Consider the following 16,242-nt stretch of genomic DNA (forward strand, 5'->3'; position numbering starts at 1 on the left):
AGGGTTCGGCGTCAGGGTTTGCCGCGGCGCCCGCGCAGCTTCTCGGCGAGGGGCTCGAGGGTGGCCTGCAGGGCCCGGAGGTCGGCGGGGTCGATGAGGTCGATGAAATGGCTGCGCACCGAGGTCACATGGTGCGGGGCCACCTTGTGCATCGTTTCCATGCCCTCCTCGGTCAGTACGGCGTACAGTCCGCGGCGGTCCGATTCGCAGTGCTCGCGGCGGACCAGGCCGGCCTTCTCCATGCGGGTGATCTGGTGCGAGAGGCGGCTCTTGGACTGCAGCGTCGATGCGGCGAGGTCGCTCATGCGCATCCGGTGCTCCTCGGACTCCGAGAGATTCACCAGGATCTCGTAGTCGTTCATGGTCAGGCCGAACGGCTGGAGGTCCTTCTCGAGCTGATGCGTGAGAAGTCTGTTCACCTCCAGATGGGTGCGCCACGCGCACTGTTCGGCGTCGGTCAGCCAGGGGGTGGCCGTCTCGGTCTCCATAGATTCGATTCTACCTAAAATGTTGAAAGGTGAACGAGCGGTTGCGGATGTGACGCCTCCCACGCGGGCTCCGGAGCCCCGGCCGAGCGGTGCATCCCAGGGGCGGATGCGCGTTCGACGTCACACTCTGCAGACTACCGCTCACAGCCCGAAGCGACGCTGGAGGTCCCCGCCTTGGCCGGGAACCCTCGGTACCCCCGAGCGCCCCGCGGACCCCCGCCCACCCTGTCCTCCCGGCACTCCCGCCTGCCCCGGGACGACTCCCGTCGCCTGGTCGGGCAGCAGGGTCTCGGTGGACTGCAGCAGCACCGTGCCGGCCCCCACGAACTCGAACTGGTGCTCCTCGCCCGAGGTCCCGCCGATGCCGGTCAGGGCCCGTACGCCACCGAGTACACCGCGCAGATAGCCGTGGTCGTAGTGGTGGCAGGGCGAGGGGCAGTCGGCCCAGCCGACCAGGGCCTGCGGGTCCACCCGCAGGGGCGGTTCCATGAACACCACCGGGCCGTTGGACGCGGCCACGAACTTGCCCGTGCCGATCAGGGTCAGAAAGCCCGGCACGATCGACTGCTTCAACGAGAGACTTGGCTGAAAAGCGAGCAGATTGCCCGAGCGAACGGTCAGATTGCCGTCGTCGAGGTCGTACGAGTTCACATCGAAGGCCCGGTCCGCGAGGAGCATCTTGCCGCTGCCCTGGGCCACCACCCAGTCGCTCGCGTGAAGGGGCGAATGGAAGCTCGTACGCACCAGCCGGTCCAGCGGGCCGTGCCCGATGCCGTGGAAGTCGACCTGCCCGTAGTAGGCGATCATCTTCCCCTTCTGCAGGAACCACTGGCTGCCCTTGAGCTCCACGCAGAAGGTGTAGTCGTTGACGTTGTCGTCGACCGGCAGGGTCGTCGGGTCGTGGATCACCGGGCCGTTCACAGCTTCTCCTCCGAGGCCTGGACGTACACCGCGCCGCTGCCGGACAGCTGCAGCTGGAAGGCCTCGCCGGAGCCGCGGCCGACCATGTCGCGCCAACCGAGCGCGGTCGAGAGCTTGTTGGTCACGTCCCCGTGGTGGGCGACGTACGCCTGTGGGTCGACATGGACCGGGTGCTGCGGGGTGATCGGGACCTCGAGCACCCCGCCGTGCGCCATCACCGCGACCGCTCCGTGCCCCTTGAGGGTCGTGGTGAACAGGCCCTGGCCGCTCACCTGTCCGCGGACCATGCCCATCACACCGCCCTGCGAGCCGAGGAAGACCGTGCCCTGCTCCAGGGTGCCGTCGAAGGCGAGCAGCCGGTCCGCCTCCACGAAGAGGGTGTCCCCGGACAGATTGATCACCTGGATGTGGTGGCCGCCGTGCCCGAACATCACGGTGCCACTGCCTTCCACCGTCATCAGCGGCGTCGCCTCGTTCGCCACCCGGCGGCCGATCATCGACATCACGCCGCCCTGGCCGCCCTGCACATTGGGCGTGAACGACACCTCGCCCCGGTACGCCAGCATCGCGCCGCGCTGCGAGAACATCCGCTGCCCGGGCACGATCGTGGCCTCCACCATCTTCGAGTTGACCTCGCGGAAGGGCATCTCAGATCTCCCCGCCGATCGTGTTGCGCTCGCTGGGCTGTACGTACACGAGTCCGTCGCCCTCGAAGCGGATCTGGAAGGATTCGCCGGAGCCCTCGCCCATGAAGGTGCGGAAGCTCACGCCGGACTGGAAGGACTGCCGGACATTCCCCTGATGTGCGATGTACGCCCCCGGGTCGACGATCAGCGGGTACTGCGGCGTCACGCGCAGCACCACCGCGGTGCCGTCGGACATCAGCGCGACCTGGCCGGTGCCCTCGACGGTGGTGGTGAACAGGCCGTTGCCCTGCGAGGCGCCGCGCAGGCCGGTGAAGGTGGTGCCGGTGCGCAGCGAGCTGTCGGCGCAGAGCAGATTGCTGGACTCGACATAGAGCTTGTCGCCGGCCAGCGAGACCAGATTGATCTCGGCGGCGCGGTCCGCGAACCAGCAGGTGCCCTGGCCCTTCACCTCCATGATCGTCATCTGCTCGCCGGTGAGCCGGCGGGTCACCATGCCGCGCAGGCCCTCACCGCCGCCGGTCAGCTTCTTGAACGCCATGGTGCCGTCGTACGCCACCATCGCGCCGTTCTTCGCCTTCACGGAGTCGCCGGACATGTCGACGGCGAGCACCTTGCTGCCTTGGAGTCGGAACTGAGCCACGTCAAGACGGTAGCCGGGCGGGCATCCCGCTGACAGGGGCCCGGAGGACGATCCGTACCCTGAAGGAACCCCGATCCCTCTTCACCCGAAGGTGACCCGTGGACATCAAGACCGCATCCGCCCTGCGCCGCCTCCGCCTGGTCTCGGCCCCCGAGGCCGTGTCCTTCCTGCTGCTGCTCGTCTGCTCGGTGCTCAAGCGCACCACGGACTTCAACGCGGTCCCGGTGATGGGCGCCATCCACGGCATCCTCTTCGTGCTGTACGTGATCTTCTGGCTGGACGCCTGGTCCAAGGCGAAGTGGGACTTCAAGCGGGCCGCGCTCTACTTCGTCCTGTCGGTCCTGCCGACGGGCGGCTTCTTCGCCGACCGCAAGCTGAAGGCGGAGGCGGAGTCCGCGGTCATCGCCTCGCGCGCGCGGCGTGAGGGCGTAGTCGGAGCGTAGCGCCTCCCGGCTGGGGGTTCGGGTTTCTCGCCCTGCCCCGGCACAGGGCGCCTTGTCCTCAATCGCCGGACGGGCTCCACACGCAACTCCCATGGGCCGTACGGGACGTGTTGCGGCAAAAGCCCCTCGCTCGGCCGACCTCCGGTCGACACGCCGGTATATCTCCCCTTTTGTGGGGATATCGGTTCGTCGATCAGGTTGGAGGGCGCTGTGCGGCCCGAGGGCTACGACTACGAAACCCACAGCACGCTCGCCGGTCCCTTCCAGGACCCCGGCACCGGCGCCTACCGCGTGCAGTACCGGCGACTGCTCTCCACCGAGCCGCACCGAATACGCGCCGTCCTGCTGATGCTGCTGGCGCCGCTGCTCACCGCGGCGCTCCTGCTGTATCTGGTCTGGCCCTCGCACTGGACTCAGCGCGAGGGCGCCGACAGCTGGCTGGTCGTGCTCGACGCGACGATGCTGATAGCCATCGGCTTGATCGAGCTGTTCATGGTCGTCAACGTGGTCTCGATTGCGCACGCCACCCTCGTCGCCCGCGACCCGATACCCGTCCCGCCCGAGCCCGGCACCCGCGTCGCCTTCATCACCACGTACGTGCCGGGCAAGGAGCCGATATCCATGGTCCGCGCCACCCTCGAGGGCGCGATACGGATGCGGCACGACGGACCCTTCGACGTCTGGCTCCTGGACGAGGGCGACGACGCCACCGCCAAGGCGCTCTGCGCCGAGCTCGGCGTCCGCCACTTCACCCGCTCCGGCGTCCCCGAATGGAACCGCGCCTCCGGCGTCCACAAGGCCAAGACCAAGCACGGCAACTACAACGCCTGGATCGCCATGCACGGCGGCGAGTACGAGTTCTTCGCCTCCGTCGACACCGACCATGTGCCGCAGCCCAACTTCCTGGAGCGGATGCTCGGATACTTCCGCGACCCGGACGTCGCCTTCGTCGTCGGCCCGCAGGTCTACGGCAACTACGACGGGGCCGTCACCAAGGCCGCCGAGTCCCAGCAGTTCCTCTTCCACGCGCTGATCCAGCGGGCCGGCAACTGCTACCGCGCCCCCATGTTCGTCGGCACCAACAACGCCGTACGCATCTCCGCGGTCAAGCAGGTCGGCGGCCTCTACGACTCGATCACCGAGGACATGGCCACCGGCTTCGAGCTGCACCGCACCCGCAATCCCCGCACCCGCAAGTACTGGCGGTCCGTATATACCCCGGACGTGCTCGCCGTCGGCGAGGGCCCGGCCTCCTGGACCGACTTCTTCACCCAGCAGCTGCGCTGGTCCCGGGGCACGTACGAGACGCTCTTCAAGCAGTACCGCAAGGCGTTCTTCCGGATGCCGCCCGGGCGCTTCTTCAACTACTCCCTGATGCTCGTCTACTACCCGATGACCGCGGTCAACTGGATGCTCGGCGTGCTCAGTTGCGGACTCTTCCTGTGGTTCGGCGCCTCCGGCACGCAGGTCGCCGCCTCCATCTGGCTGATGCTCTACACGGACGCCGCCGCCCTGCAGGTCGGCCTCTATCTCTGGAACCGCCGGCACAACGTCTCGCCGCACGAACCGGAGGGCTCCGGCGGACTCGCCGGCATGGCGATGTCCGCGCTGTCGGCGCCCATCTACCTCAAGTCGCTCGGCGAGGCGGTGCTGCGCCGGCCCAGCCGCTTCGTGGTCACCCCCAAGGGAAACGACGCCAGCCCGGACCGGCTGCAGACCTTCCGGATCCATCTGGGCTGGGCGGTGCTGATCGCCACCTCCCTCGCCGCCTCCCTGGTGCTCGACCACACCCATGTCGCCATGCGCACCTGGGCCACCCTGGCCCTGGTGATCTCACTGGCCCCGGTCACCATCTGGGGGTACGGAGAGCTCAAGGAACGCCGCGAGCGCCGGGCCCGTGCGACCGAGCACGTACTGGCCGCCCTGCCGGCCCCGGAGCCGGAGCACGCCACGGTGAGCGCGGGCGCCACGGTCGGCAGCAGTTCCTCCGGGGGCCGTTGACCGGCACAGCACCTGCGCCGAGCGCCGCGTCCGAATTCCGCCGGTGGGCCGGAGTCCGGGCGCGGATGCTTGCCGTATGAGCACCTACGAAGCACGCCCCGTTCCGGCCGGCGTACTCGACGAGCTGCGGACACGCGACGACTCCGGCCGCCCGCTGCGGCCCTTCACGGCCACCGAGGACGGCATCCCGATGGACTCTGTCGGCAGCCCCCTGCGCTGCTGTCTGCGCCCGGTGGCGCCCGGCGAGCGCATCGCCCTCGTCAGTTACGCCCCGCTGCGCCGCTGGGCCGCCGAGACCGGCGCGGACCCGGGTGCGTACGACGAGGCCGGCCCCGTCTTCATCCACGCCGAGCCATGCGAAGGGCCGCGCGGGAGAACGGAGTTCCCCTTCGCGCGGCCCGGGGCCCTGCGCACCGTCCGCCGCTACGACACGGCCGGACGCATCGCCGGCGGCCGCCTCCTGGAGATCCCCGAGGACGCGGCGGCCGGCTTCGAGAAGGCCTTCGACGAGGCCTTCGCCGACCCGTCGGTGGCCCTGGTCCATGTGCGGGCGCTCGAGTACGGCTGCTTCATGTTCGAGGTGCGGCGGCCCTGACCGGCGCCCCGCGAGCTGCTCAGGCCTTGCTGTTGCGCGCCAGCGAGAGGGCGTACTCCGGCCACCAGCGCCCGGCCTGCGGCCCGCCGCGGCAGGCGCCGTCGGACTCGCCCGGCCGCTTGATCCACAGATACGCGTCGACCAGCGGGTCGCCGGTGTCCGTGCTGGGCCTGGCGCCGAGCGCGCGGCCCGGCGGATTGCACCAGGCCTCGCCCGGGGCGCCGGACAGCGGCCCGTTGCCGTTGCGGCTGGTGTCGATCACGAAGTGCTTGTCGCCGACCAGCTTGGAGAGTTGCCGGCCGTACTCCTTGTTCGTCGCGTCGAGCTGGAAGTTGGAGACGTTCAGGGCGAAGCCGTCGGCCTTGGCCAGGCCCGCCTGCCACAGCGGCTGGGCCAGTTTCCCGGGGTCGGTGATCCAGGCCGGGTTGCCGGCGTCCAGATACACCTTGACGTTCGGCTGCTTCTTCAGCCGGTCGACGGCCTCCGACATCAGCCGGAAGCGCTGCTCGTGGTACTCGGCCGGTGTGCAGCCGTCCGCCACGTGCGGCAGCGCGTCCGGCTCCAGGATCACCAGGGCCTTGGCGTCCTCGATGTTGTCGGCGAAGGCACCGATCCACTGCCGGTAGAACTCCTCGCTGGTCGCTCCGCCGGCCGAGTGCTGACCGCAGTCACGGTGCGGGATGTTGTACGCGACGAGCACCGCGGTGCGGCCGGTCTTCGAGGCGCCCTCACGGGCCGCCTTGATCGCGGGACCGGGGTCGTCCCCGGCCGGCCACACCGCGCTCGGCTGGTCGGCGATGCGCCGGATCAGCTCGGCGTCCTCGGTGCGGCCGTCCGCCTTCCACTGCTTCACCTGCTGGGCGGCCGCGCTGTCCGGGTCGACCCAGAACGGTGACTGCGGTGGTCCCGAGGCCTCGCCCACGGCTGCGGCCTGCTCGGCGTCCCTGGGATTCGGCTGCTCCTCGGCCGAGCAGCCGAGGGCGAGAGTGAGAAGGGCGCATGCGGAGACCACGACGGTCCCACGGCGGTGCGAACGGAAGAAGCGGGCGGTCATGCGGCCCCCTTGGGCGACGGCGCGCGGCTGGAACGCACGGCTGGAACGTGCGGCTGGAACCGGACAAGCGTTACATGTCGGTCACAGTCCGCGCTCGTCGTGACACTGCTGGTCAGCGGCCTCTCAGTCGCGGCCGGTGCCCGAACTGCCGCCGGTCGCAAGGGCGATGCCGAGCGCGGTGCGTTCGTACAGAACCTCGTGCCCGTACCTCCGTGAGGTGAGCAGACCCGCCGACCGGAGGACCTGCAGATGGCCGGAGACGGAGGACAGCGCAAGGCCGAGGCGCCGGGCGAGAGCGCTGGTGCCGGCCGGCTCGTCGAGGGCGCAGAGCACGTCCGCCCTGGTCCGGCCGAGCAATCGGGCCAGCGCGTCCGGTGCGACATCGGGCGTCGCCGTCCACAGGCTGCCGATGCCGCGCGCCGGATAGATCACGGCCGGCTGCCAGGGCGGCTCGTACCCGCTGACCACATTCGGCCAGGCGAAGACGCTCGGCATCAGGACGAGCCCCTGGCCGCCCAGCACCCGCTCGTGGTGTGCCGCCGGGCCCGCGATCGTCAGCGTCGAGTCCGTCCAGCTCAGTCGCGGGCTCAGCTCGCCGACCACCCGCTCGAAGCCCACCTGCGCCAGGCGCCGCGAGTGGTACGCCACGTCCGCCGCGAGCAGCGCCCGCAGCCGCGGCCACTCCGGCTCGACCAGCAGCCGCCAGGTCTTCTCGAGCAGATCGGCCAGATCCCGCACCGCCTGCTCCGGGTCCGCGAGCATCGCCCGGCCGGTCGCCGAATCGAGCGCTCCCGGGGTGTCGGCGAGCGCCAGGCGGATGTCGGTGTGCGCCGCATCGGCCGGCGTCGCGCGCACCCGCGCGATCTCCTCCTCGAAGGACGGCTCGGGACCGGCCGGCGCCAGACAGAAGAAGTCCGGGGCGTACCCGCGCTGCGGCATGAGCAGCCACAGCGGCCGCAGATCCAGCCCGGCCGCCGCCTCCCTGATCCGCCGCAGCCACGCCTTGTGGTACCCGTACCGCTCGGGCCGGGACAGCATGCGGACCGCTTCCTGCGTCTCCCACAGCGGCGACACCGCGAAGCGGCAGCGGAGCAAGTCCTCCGGTCCGAAGTGCAGCCGATTGGCCACCGCCGTCTCCCTTCCTGCGCCCGGCCACCCTGCCCTCCAGGACGCCGGCCGCCCACCGAGTTTCGGCTCAGGACGAAACTCTGGAGCCCACGGATCGCCGCAGCCACGCTCGTCCCCATGCCGCCGACCGCATCCCACCCCCGGGGCTACCGGCCCGTGTTCGCCGTGCGCGAGTTCCGCGCCGTCTTCGCCGCGCATCTCCTCTCGCTGCTCGGCGTCGTCGTCTGCGAGCTCGCCCTGACCGTGCTCGTCCACGACCTCACCGGGTCACCCCTACTCAGCGCGCTCACCTTCGCGCTCGGCTTCCTGCCGTACGTCGTCGGCGGCACCCTCTTCGCGGGCGTCGCCGACCGCTACCCCGCCCGCCGGGTCCTGGTCGTCTGCGATCTGCTCTGCGCCGGCTGCATCGCCGTGATGGTGCTGCCCGGCACTCCGGTCGCCGGCCTGCTCGCCCTGCGCTGCCTGGTGGCGGGCATCTCGCCGGTCTTCACCGGTACGCGGACGGCGGCGCTCACGGACATCCTCGGCGAGGGCGAACTCTTCGTGCTCGGCCGCTCGTTGCTGCGGATCGTCTCGCAGAGCGCCGTGCTCGCCGGCTTCGGACTCGGCGGACTGCTGCTCACCGTGGTCGCGCCGCGCGGCGCCCTCGGCATCACCCTCGTCACCTTCCTCTGCTCGGCCACGCTGCTTCGCTGCGGCACCCGGCGCCGGCCGGCCCGCGCCCGTACCGCGGACGACGGAGCGCTGCTGCGGTCCTCGCTGTCCGGTGCCCGGCAGCTGTTCGGCGACCGGCGGGTGCGCGTCCTGATGCTGTTGTTCTGGGTGCAGCCGATGTTCGTGGTCGCGCCGGAGGCGCTGGCCGCCCCGTACGCGGACGCCATCGGGGCCGGGCCGGCGGCGATCGGTCTGCTGATGTGCGCGATGCCGGTCGGGCACATCGCCGCCGAGCTGTTCGCCGGCTCGCGCCTGAGTCCGCGCACCCGCTCACGCATCGTGCTCCCGCTCGCGGGCGCCGGACTGCTGCCCTTCCTGCTGTACGCCGCCCGGCCCGGCCTGGCGTTCGCCCTCGTCCTGCTCACCCTCGCGGGCGCGGCGGCGGCGTACGGGATCGGGCTCGACCGGTGGTTCGTGGCGGCGGTGCCCGAGGAGCTCAAGGGGCGGGCGATGACGCTGATGACCGCCGGCCTGATGACCGTGCAGGGCATCGGGATGGCCCTGGCCGGTCTGGCCGCGGAGTTCGTCCCCGTACATCTGACACTGGCCGGGGCGGGAGCCCTCGGCACGCTGTGTGCGCTCTGTCTGGTCCTGGAGGCCCGCCGTGCGGGAGCCGTGCCGGCCGGCCGCGAGAGCGGCGGCGACCGAACTGCGAGACGGGGCTGACCGACATATGACCGACCGGTAGGGTCGGCCCCGTGCCGAAGCCGCTCAGCCTCCCCTTCGACCCCATCGCCCGAGCCGACGAACTGTGGCAGCAGCGGTGGGGAGCCGTGCCCTCGATGGCCGCGATCACCTCGATCATGCGCGCCCATCAGATCCTGCTCGCCGAGGTCGACGCGACGGTCAAGCCGTACGGTCTGACCTTCGCCCGCTACGAGGCGCTGGTCCTGCTCACCTTCTCCAAGTCCGGCGAGCTCCCCATGTCCAAGATCGGCGAGCGTCTGATGGTGCACCCCACCTCGGTCACGAACACGGTGGACCGCCTGGTGAAGTCCGGCCTGGTCGACAAGCGCCCGAATCCGAACGACGGCCGCGGCACCCTGGCCACCATCACCGACAAGGGCCGCGAGGTCGTCGACGCGGCGACCGCCGACCTGATGGCGATGGACTTCGGCCTCGGGGCGTACGACGCGGAGGAGTGCGGGGAGATCTTCGCGATGCTGCGGCCGCTGCGGGTGGCGGCCCACGACTTCGACGAGGCCTGAGCGACGGGACGGCCGCCGGCAGCGTCCGACCCGGCCGAAGATCGCCCGATCCGCCCGGTTACGCTCGACGGCATGAAACGCAGCGTCCTGACCCGCTACCGCGTGATGGCCTACGTCACCGGCGTCCTGCTGATCCTCCTGGTCCTCGGCATGATCGCCAAGTACCTCCTGGACGTGGACGGCGCGGCCGACTTCACCCGGGTCGTCAGCATCGCGCACGGCTGGCTGTACGTCGTGTACCTGGTGATGGCCTTCGACGTCGGCTCCAAGGCGAAGCTTCCGGTGGCCCGCCAGCTGTGGGTGCTGATCGCCGGGACCATTCCGACCGCGGCCTTCTTCGTCGAGCGCAAGCTGTCGCGGGAGCTGGAACCGCTGGTCACGGACGGTTCGACGGCGACAGCCAAGGCGTAACAGCTCCCCGGGCGGCGAGTCGTGCGGAGAACTCGCCGCCGTCCGCCATCGACATTTACTAGGACGTCCAAGTAAATTCGAAGGTATGGACGCTCACGCCATCGAAGAAGGCCGCCGCCGCTGGCAGGACCGGTTCGACGCCGCACGCAAGCGCGACGCGGACTTCTCCACGCTCTCCGGCGATCCCGTCGAGCCGGTCTACGGGCCGCGGGACGGTGATACGTACGAGGGCTTCGAGCGCATCGGCTGGCCCGGGGAGTACCCCTTCACCCGCGGCCTGCACCCGACCGGCTACCGCGGCCGTACCTGGACCATCCGCCAGTTCGCCGGCTTCGGGAACGCGGAGCAGACCAACGAGCGCTACCGCACCATCCTGGCGAACGGCGGCGGCGGACTCTCCGTGGCCTTCGACATGCCGACCCTGATGGGCCGCGACTCCGACGACCCCCGCTCGCTCGGCGAGGTCGGGCACTGCGGCGTCGCCATCGACTCGGCCGCCGACATGGAGGTCCTGTTCAAGGACATCCCGCTCGCGGACGTCACCACCTCGATGACGATCTCCGGCCCGGCCGTCCCCGTCTTCTGCATGTACCTGGTCGCCGCCGAGCGCCAGGGCGTCGACCCGGGCGTGCTCAACGGCACACTGCAGACCGACATCTTCAAGGAGTACATCGCGCAGAAGGAGTGGCTCTTCGGCCCCGAGCCGCATCTGCGCCTGATCGGCGACCTGATGGAGTACTGCGCCCGGGACATCCCGGCGTACAAGCCGCTCTCGGTCTCCGGCTACCACATCCGCGAGGCCGGCTCCACGGCCGCGCAGGAGCTCGCGTACACCCTCGCGGACGGCTTCGGATACGTGGAGCTCGGGCTCTCCCGCGGGCTGGACGTGGACGTCTTCGCGCCCGGCCTCAGCTTCTTCTTCGACGCGCACGTGGATTTCTTCGAGGAGATCGCCAAGTTCCGTGCCGCGCGCAGGATCTGGGCACGCTGGCTGCGGGACGTCTACGGCGCGAGGACCGACAAGGCGCAGTGGCTGCGCTTCCACACCCAGACGGCCGGCGTCTCGCTCACCGCCCAGCAGCCGTACAACAACGTGGTCCGTACCGCCGTGGAGGCACTCGCCGCGGTACTCGGCGGCACCAACTCGCTGCACACCAACGCCCTGGACGAGACCCTCGCGCTGCCCAGCGAGCAGGCCGCGGAGATCGCGCTGCGCACCCAGCAGGTCCTGATGGAGGAGACCGGGGTGGCCAATGTGGCGGATCCGCTCGGCGGTTCCTGGTACATCGAGCAGCTGACCGACCGCATCGAGGCGGACGCGGAGCGGATCTTCGAGCAGATCAAGGAGCGCGGGCTGCGGGCCCACCCGGACGGCAAGCACCCCGTCGGGCCGATCACTTCAGGGATCCTGCGCGGCATCGAGGACGGCTGGTTCACCGGCGAGATCGCCGAGGCCGCCTTCCAGTACCAACAGGCCCTGGAGAAGGGCGACAAGCGGGTCGTCGGGGTCAATGTGCACCACGGCTCGGTCACCGGCGACCTGGAGATCCTGCGGGTCAGCCACGAGGTGGAGCGCGAGCAGGTGCGCGTCCTCGCCGACCGCAAGTCCGGCCGGGACGAGGCGCGCGTACGGACCTGTCTGGACGCGATGCTGACGGCCGCCCGCGAGGGGGCGAACATGATCGCCCCGATGCTGGACGCGGTCCGCGCCGAGGCGACCCTCGGCGAGATCTGCGACGTACTGCGCGACGAGTGGGGCGTGTACACGGAGCCGGCGGGCTTCTGAGCCGGCGGGCTTCTGAACGGGGGTGTGGGCGGGGCCCGTTGCGTGCCCCGCCCACCCCGAAAGCCGTCAGTGCAGCACGTCGTACACGAGCTTCACGATGCCGTTGGAGTACGCCTCGGACTCGCGCAGGCGCAGGTTCTGCTGGTCCCGGTCGGCGCGGCCGAAGATGCTCTTGCCCGCGCCGAGCAGCACGGGGAAGACCAGCAGGTTGTAGCGGTCGATCAGATCCGCGTCGGCAAGCCGCCGGGTCAGCTCGCCGCTGCCGTGGATGAAGACGGGACCGCCCTCGCCCTCCTTGAGCCGGGCCACGTCCTTCTCGGAGCGCAGTACGGTGATCTGCCCCCAGTCGCCGACGAGTTCGCCCTCGTCGAGCGTCGAGGAGACGACGTACTTCGGCAGGTCCTTGTACGCCGCGTGGTCCTCGGAGCCGGGCCAGACGGGCGCGAAGGCCTGGTAGCTGCGCCGCCCGAACATCAGGGCCGTGGTCTCGCTCAGTTCCTCGCCCTTCAGCGCGAAGGACTCCGGTACGAACTCGGTGCGGGCCACCCAGCCGCCGCTGCGGTGGCCCTCGACCGTGTCGCCGGGCGAGTCGCTCACCCCGTCGAGCGAGATGAATCCGGTGTGGACGAGCTCTCGTGCCATTGCGACTCCTTGCCGTGGATCGTCGTCCCGGCCGAGTCTGGCGACAGTGCGCCCGGCGCATCAAGAGCGGTGTGGAACAGGCCGGTTGAGCGGTCCTCAACGCTCGCGTCCGTGCAACGGACGGTCTCAGGCGATCCGGTCCGCGTCGAGGCCCCGCAGGCCGCCGAGCAGCAGCAGGGTGAAGCTGCGCGACCAGTCCGTGTCGACCGGTTCCGCGCTCACCAGGGAGCGGTGCACCACGGCGCCCGCGACCACGTCGAAGATGAGGTCCGCGGTGCGCGAGGCGGTGGCGGCGTCCTCCACGGGCAATTCGCCGCGGGCCTGGGCGCGCTGTCTGCCGAGCAGCACGAGGCGCTTCTGGCGGTCCACGATCGAGCGCCGGATACGGGTCCTCAGGGCCGGGTCACGGGTGGACTCGGCGACCACGGCCATCAGTGCCGTACGGGCCTCGGGCCGGTCGAGCAGTTCCGCGAACTGCCGTACGACGCCCTCGACATCGGCCGCGAGGCTGCCCCGGTCGCTGATCTCTAGCTCGTCGAAGAGGACGGCGACGGCGTCCACGACGAGTTCGCTCTTGTTCGCCCAGCGCCGGTAGAGGGTCGTCTTGGCGACGCCCGCGCGCAGGGCGACATCGCTCATCGTCAGCTTCGACCAGCCGAGGTCGACGAGCGCGGTCCGGGTCGCCTCCAGGATCGCGGCATCGGCCTCGGCGCTCCGGGGGCGTCCCGTCCGCCCGGAGCGCGGAGTTGTGCGGCACATGCGGCTGACCATACCGGCCGGTAAGTAGGTCCGGCCGCCGGGGAATCCGTGAGCCAGATCACCGGCGAACCATGTGCGGGCCGGGCGCTCGGGATATACGCTACGAGGCGTAGCGAAAGCTTGCCGGGAGGCCGAGGCCTGTTCGGCGGGCGGCAACCACAGGTGCGGAGTGGGGACTCCGTGCCGACCACTGGTGCGGGATGGGGATCCCGTACCGGGCAAACGGTCCTCCTCGGGACCATACGGCCTGCTTCCTCCGGGGACCAGGCCTCGGCCTGTCCGTACGCCTCGCAATCCGGCGGGGGGCTGCGGGCGGGCCGCGGTTGCGTCCGGGCGCACCACGGCGTGAGCGCCGGAGCGTCCGAGTTCCGACCGGTTCGACGGTGCTTTTCACAGCCGCGCGCTGAAGGGGGAGGATGTACTCATGCAGCCACGGAACATGTCCATGAGCGGAGTCGTCGACCTCGCCGCGGTGAAGGCGGCCCAGGAGGCCAAGGCGAAGGCGGAGCAGACGCGCGCCGAGAACGCACGGCGGGGCGGCGGCGGCGCCGTGTCGCCCGCCGGCCTGGTGATCGATGTCGACGAGGCCGGCTTCGAGAACGACGTACTGCAGCGTTCCACCGAGGTGCCCGTCGTCATCGACTTCTGGGCCGAGTGGTGCGAACCCTGCAAGCAGCTCAGCCCCCTGCTCGAGCGCCTCGCCGTCGAGTACAACGGCCGGTTCGTACTGGCCAAGATCGATGTCGATGCCAATCAGATGCTGATGCAGCAGTTCGGCGTCCAGGGCATCCCCGCCGTCTTCGCGGTGGTCGCAGGGCAGGCCCTGCCGCTCTTCCAGGGGGCCTCGCCCGAGCCCGAGATCCGCCAGGTGCTCGACCAGCTGATCGCGGTCGGCGAGCAGCGCTTCGGCCTCACCGGCCTGACGGTGGACGCCGACGCGGAGGCCCCGGAGGCGGCCGAGGAGCCCGAGGAGCCGGCCGGTCCCTACGACGCCCTGCTCGAGGCCGCCGTCCAGGCCCTGGACGCCGGCGATCTCGGCGGCGCCGTACAGGCGTACAAGAACGTCCTCGCCGACGATCCCGGCAACACCGAGGCGACCCTCGGTCTCGCCCAGGCGGAACTCCTGCAGCGCGTCCAGGGGATGGACCCGCAGCAGGTGCGCACCGAGGCCGCCGAGAAGCCGGCGGATGTGCCCGCGCAGATCGCTGCCGCGGACCTGGATCTCGTCGGGGGCCATGTCGAGGACGCCTTCGGGCGGCTCGTGGAGACGGTGAAGCGGACCGCGGGCGAGGACAGGAACGCGGCGCGGGTGCGCCTTCTGGAACTCTTCGAGGTCGTCGGCGCCGACGATCCCCGGGTCGCCGCGGCGCGGTCGGCGCTGGCGCGGGCGCTGTTCTGATCGACGCACCGTCCGCCCCGGGTGCGAAGCGGAACCGGGTGCGACAGGTCCGATCGTGACCAGTCGCTAAACCAGTGGTTCTGATGGGGCCTGTGAAAATTTGGCGACGAAGGCGAGCAGCGGCCGCGCTTTACCAAAACTTGGTAATCGCGGTCGCTGTTACTTGGAGTAAGCCAGTGGCGTGATTCCGTCCGGTTTCAGTCCGGATTCAAATGATTCGCGGCCGACCTTCGGTGCACTCTGTGTTGCCGTACGAAGTCACGCGGTCGTGTCGTGGTTATGCAGCCGTTACCAGCGAGTAACGAACCCCCTTGTGCGGGGGCCGCGAATGGACCACGATCGGCCACGCTCGGTCCATTGCAGTACTCCGGCAGCCAGTTCGGGGTGGGCAAAAACGTGGGTCCCCACCGAGTGGACCTGAGGCGCAGCCGAAGGTCCTGGACAGGGGGGTCTCTGCCGTCCGGCAGGGCCTGTCCGCAGGTTGTGCGTGATCAGTCAGGCGCGACCAGTGGTTGTCGCTCGGGGGTGATCGCCGGCGGACCGGACGCATCTGCGCCCGGGACGCATCGAGGCGCTCTCCTTCCCGAGGACGTAGCACTTCTCCCATCCCTGCCCTGCTGAGCCCTGAGGGGAGCAGCCGCGGCCGGAGATGTACGTCCGAGAAGGAGGAAAGTCATGGAGTCCGTGGCTCGTGGCGGAACCCGTTGGAAGCGGTTCGCCGTGGTCATGGTGCCGAGCGTCGCGGCGACTGCCGCGATAGGCGTCGCTCTCTCGCAGGGTGCGCTCGCGGCATCGTTCAGTGTGTCGGGTCAGTCGTTCAAGGTGACGACCGACAAGCTCGTGGGTAACGGGTTCGTCCAGTACGGCGGAGTCGACGTCGGTGTCGACTCGGACGGGAAGAAGGCGGCCCACCCGGTCGCCGTCTCCGGGTTCAAGAACGCCACCATCACCAACATGTGCCAGTCCGTCGTCACGCCGGACGTGCCGCTGGTGGGCACGATCACGCTCCAGCTGAACGCTGGTGGCGGTGGTACGCCGGTCAAGGCCGACAACCTGGTGCTCGACGTCGCTCAGCTCGACACCGACGCCGAGTTCAAGAACATCAACATCGGTGTGGCGGCCGGGTCGCAGAGCAAGGGCCCCAAGGGCCTGAAGCCGCAGGACCCGACCTCGTTCGCGCAGGAGGCCGACCAGGCCGTCCTGACCGACGTCAAGCAGACCGCTTGGGCGACCACCGCCGGCACCTTCAAGCTGAGTGGTCTCAGCATGAAGCTGCACAAGGGCAAGAAGGAGTGCTACTAAGCACCCCTTCCGGCGGGCGGGGCGCACCGACGCACCGCACGCTCCCGCGGGTTGAGGCCCGCGGGGGCACCGTCCCCGTCCGCCGGAGTCCGCCGATCCGCACC

At 70.2% G+C, this 16,242-nt stretch carries 17 protein-coding genes; 9 read left to right on the plus strand and 8 right to left on the minus strand.

Annotated elements, in window-relative coordinates; genetic code table 11:
• Window positions 1–11: 11 nt before the first annotated feature.
• The 4 genes from DY218_RS23145 to DY218_RS23160 form a co-directional block, all read right to left on the minus strand.
• The gene (locus DY218_RS23145; protein ID WP_128558064.1) at window positions 12–488 is read right to left on the minus strand and encodes a MarR family winged helix-turn-helix transcriptional regulator; all 477 of its coding nucleotides are present in this window, start codon (window positions 486–488) and stop codon (window positions 12–14) included.
• Between the two features lie 141 nt (window positions 489–629).
• Window positions 630–1,409 (minus strand): AIM24 family protein, encoded by a 780-nt coding sequence (locus DY218_RS23150; protein ID WP_128558065.1) that lies wholly within the window; start codon window positions 1,407–1,409, stop codon window positions 630–632.
• A complete protein-coding gene (locus DY218_RS23155) occupies window positions 1,406–2,056 on the minus strand; it encodes an AIM24 family protein (RefSeq protein WP_128558066.1) in 651 nt (216 codons plus the stop codon). The genes DY218_RS23150 and DY218_RS23155 overlap by 4 nt, the downstream gene beginning before the upstream one ends.
• Window position 2,057: 1 nt before the next feature.
• Entirely contained in the window at window positions 2,058–2,696 is a 639-nt protein-coding gene (locus tag DY218_RS23160; protein ID WP_128558067.1) for an AIM24 family protein, read from the minus strand.
• 98 nt (window positions 2,697–2,794) lie between these two features.
• Between DY218_RS23160 and DY218_RS23165 the strand changes: the two genes are divergently transcribed.
• From DY218_RS23165 to DY218_RS23175, 3 genes are all read left to right on the plus strand, one after another.
• Entirely contained in the window at window positions 2,795–3,139 is a 345-nt protein-coding gene (locus DY218_RS23165) for a DUF3817 domain-containing protein (protein ID WP_128558068.1), read from the plus strand.
• Between the two features lie 210 nt (window positions 3,140–3,349).
• Window positions 3,350–5,140 carry a glycosyltransferase family 2 protein gene (locus DY218_RS23170; RefSeq protein WP_128558069.1) on the plus strand — a complete coding sequence of 597 codons (1,791 nt, stop codon included), beginning with the start codon at window positions 3,350–3,352 and terminating at the stop codon, window positions 5,138–5,140.
• A gap of 76 nt (window positions 5,141–5,216) precedes the next feature.
• Entirely contained in the window at window positions 5,217–5,735 is a 519-nt protein-coding gene (locus DY218_RS23175; protein WP_128558070.1) for a DUF1203 domain-containing protein, read from the plus strand.
• A 19-nt stretch (window positions 5,736–5,754) separates the two neighbouring features.
• On the opposite strand, the gene DY218_RS23180 is transcribed toward DY218_RS23175, so the two are convergent.
• Entirely contained in the window at window positions 5,755–6,789 is a 1,035-nt protein-coding gene (locus DY218_RS23180) for a glycoside hydrolase family 6 protein (RefSeq protein ID WP_128558071.1), read from the minus strand.
• Between the two features lie 123 nt (window positions 6,790–6,912).
• The gene (locus DY218_RS23185) at window positions 6,913–7,917 is read right to left on the minus strand and encodes an ArsR/SmtB family transcription factor (RefSeq protein ID WP_128558072.1); all 1,005 of its coding nucleotides are present in this window, start codon (window positions 7,915–7,917) and stop codon (window positions 6,913–6,915) included.
• A gap of 117 nt (window positions 7,918–8,034) precedes the next feature.
• Between DY218_RS23185 and DY218_RS23190 the strand changes: the two genes are divergently transcribed.
• The 4 genes from DY218_RS23190 to DY218_RS23205 all read left to right on the plus strand — a co-directional run bounded on the left by DY218_RS23190 (window position 8,035) and on the right by DY218_RS23205 (window position 12,036).
• Window positions 8,035–9,297 carry an MFS transporter gene (locus DY218_RS23190; protein WP_128558073.1) on the plus strand — a complete coding sequence of 421 codons (1,263 nt, stop codon included), beginning with the start codon at window positions 8,035–8,037 and terminating at the stop codon, window positions 9,295–9,297.
• Between the two features lie 32 nt (window positions 9,298–9,329).
• Window positions 9,330–9,839, plus strand: a complete 510-nt coding sequence (locus DY218_RS23195) for a MarR family winged helix-turn-helix transcriptional regulator (RefSeq protein WP_128558074.1) — start codon at window positions 9,330–9,332, stop codon at window positions 9,837–9,839.
• 72 nt (window positions 9,840–9,911) lie between these two features.
• Window positions 9,912–10,250, plus strand: coding sequence for a DUF3817 domain-containing protein (locus DY218_RS23200; RefSeq protein WP_128558075.1), 339 nt, complete (start codon window positions 9,912–9,914; stop codon window positions 10,248–10,250).
• Window positions 10,251–10,335: 85 nt separating this feature from the next.
• Window positions 10,336–12,036, plus strand: coding sequence for an acyl-CoA mutase large subunit family protein (locus tag DY218_RS23205; RefSeq protein WP_128558076.1), 1,701 nt, complete (start codon window positions 10,336–10,338; stop codon window positions 12,034–12,036).
• A 66-nt stretch (window positions 12,037–12,102) separates the two neighbouring features.
• Here DY218_RS23205 and DY218_RS23210 read toward each other — a convergent pair whose 3' ends face one another.
• Both DY218_RS23210 and DY218_RS23215 read right to left on the minus strand, forming a co-directional pair.
• The gene (locus DY218_RS23210; protein ID WP_128558077.1) at window positions 12,103–12,678 is read right to left on the minus strand and encodes a dihydrofolate reductase family protein; all 576 of its coding nucleotides are present in this window, start codon (window positions 12,676–12,678) and stop codon (window positions 12,103–12,105) included.
• 126 nt (window positions 12,679–12,804) lie between these two features.
• Entirely contained in the window at window positions 12,805–13,437 is a 633-nt protein-coding gene (locus DY218_RS23215; protein WP_128558078.1) for a TetR/AcrR family transcriptional regulator, read from the minus strand.
• A 424-nt stretch (window positions 13,438–13,861) separates the two neighbouring features.
• Between DY218_RS23215 and DY218_RS23220 the strand changes: the two genes are divergently transcribed.
• A complete protein-coding gene (locus DY218_RS23220; RefSeq protein WP_128558079.1) occupies window positions 13,862–14,836 on the plus strand; it encodes a tetratricopeptide repeat protein in 975 nt (324 codons plus the stop codon).
• 675 nt (window positions 14,837–15,511) lie between these two features.
• Window positions 15,512–16,138, plus strand: coding sequence for a DUF6230 family protein (locus DY218_RS23225; protein ID WP_128558080.1), 627 nt, complete (start codon window positions 15,512–15,514; stop codon window positions 16,136–16,138).
• The last annotated feature ends 104 nt before the right edge of the window (window positions 16,139–16,242 follow it).

Source organism: Streptomyces triticagri (assembly GCF_003429565.1).
In the GTDB taxonomy this organism is placed as follows: domain Bacteria; phylum Actinomycetota; class Actinomycetes; order Streptomycetales; family Streptomycetaceae; genus Streptomyces; species Streptomyces triticagri.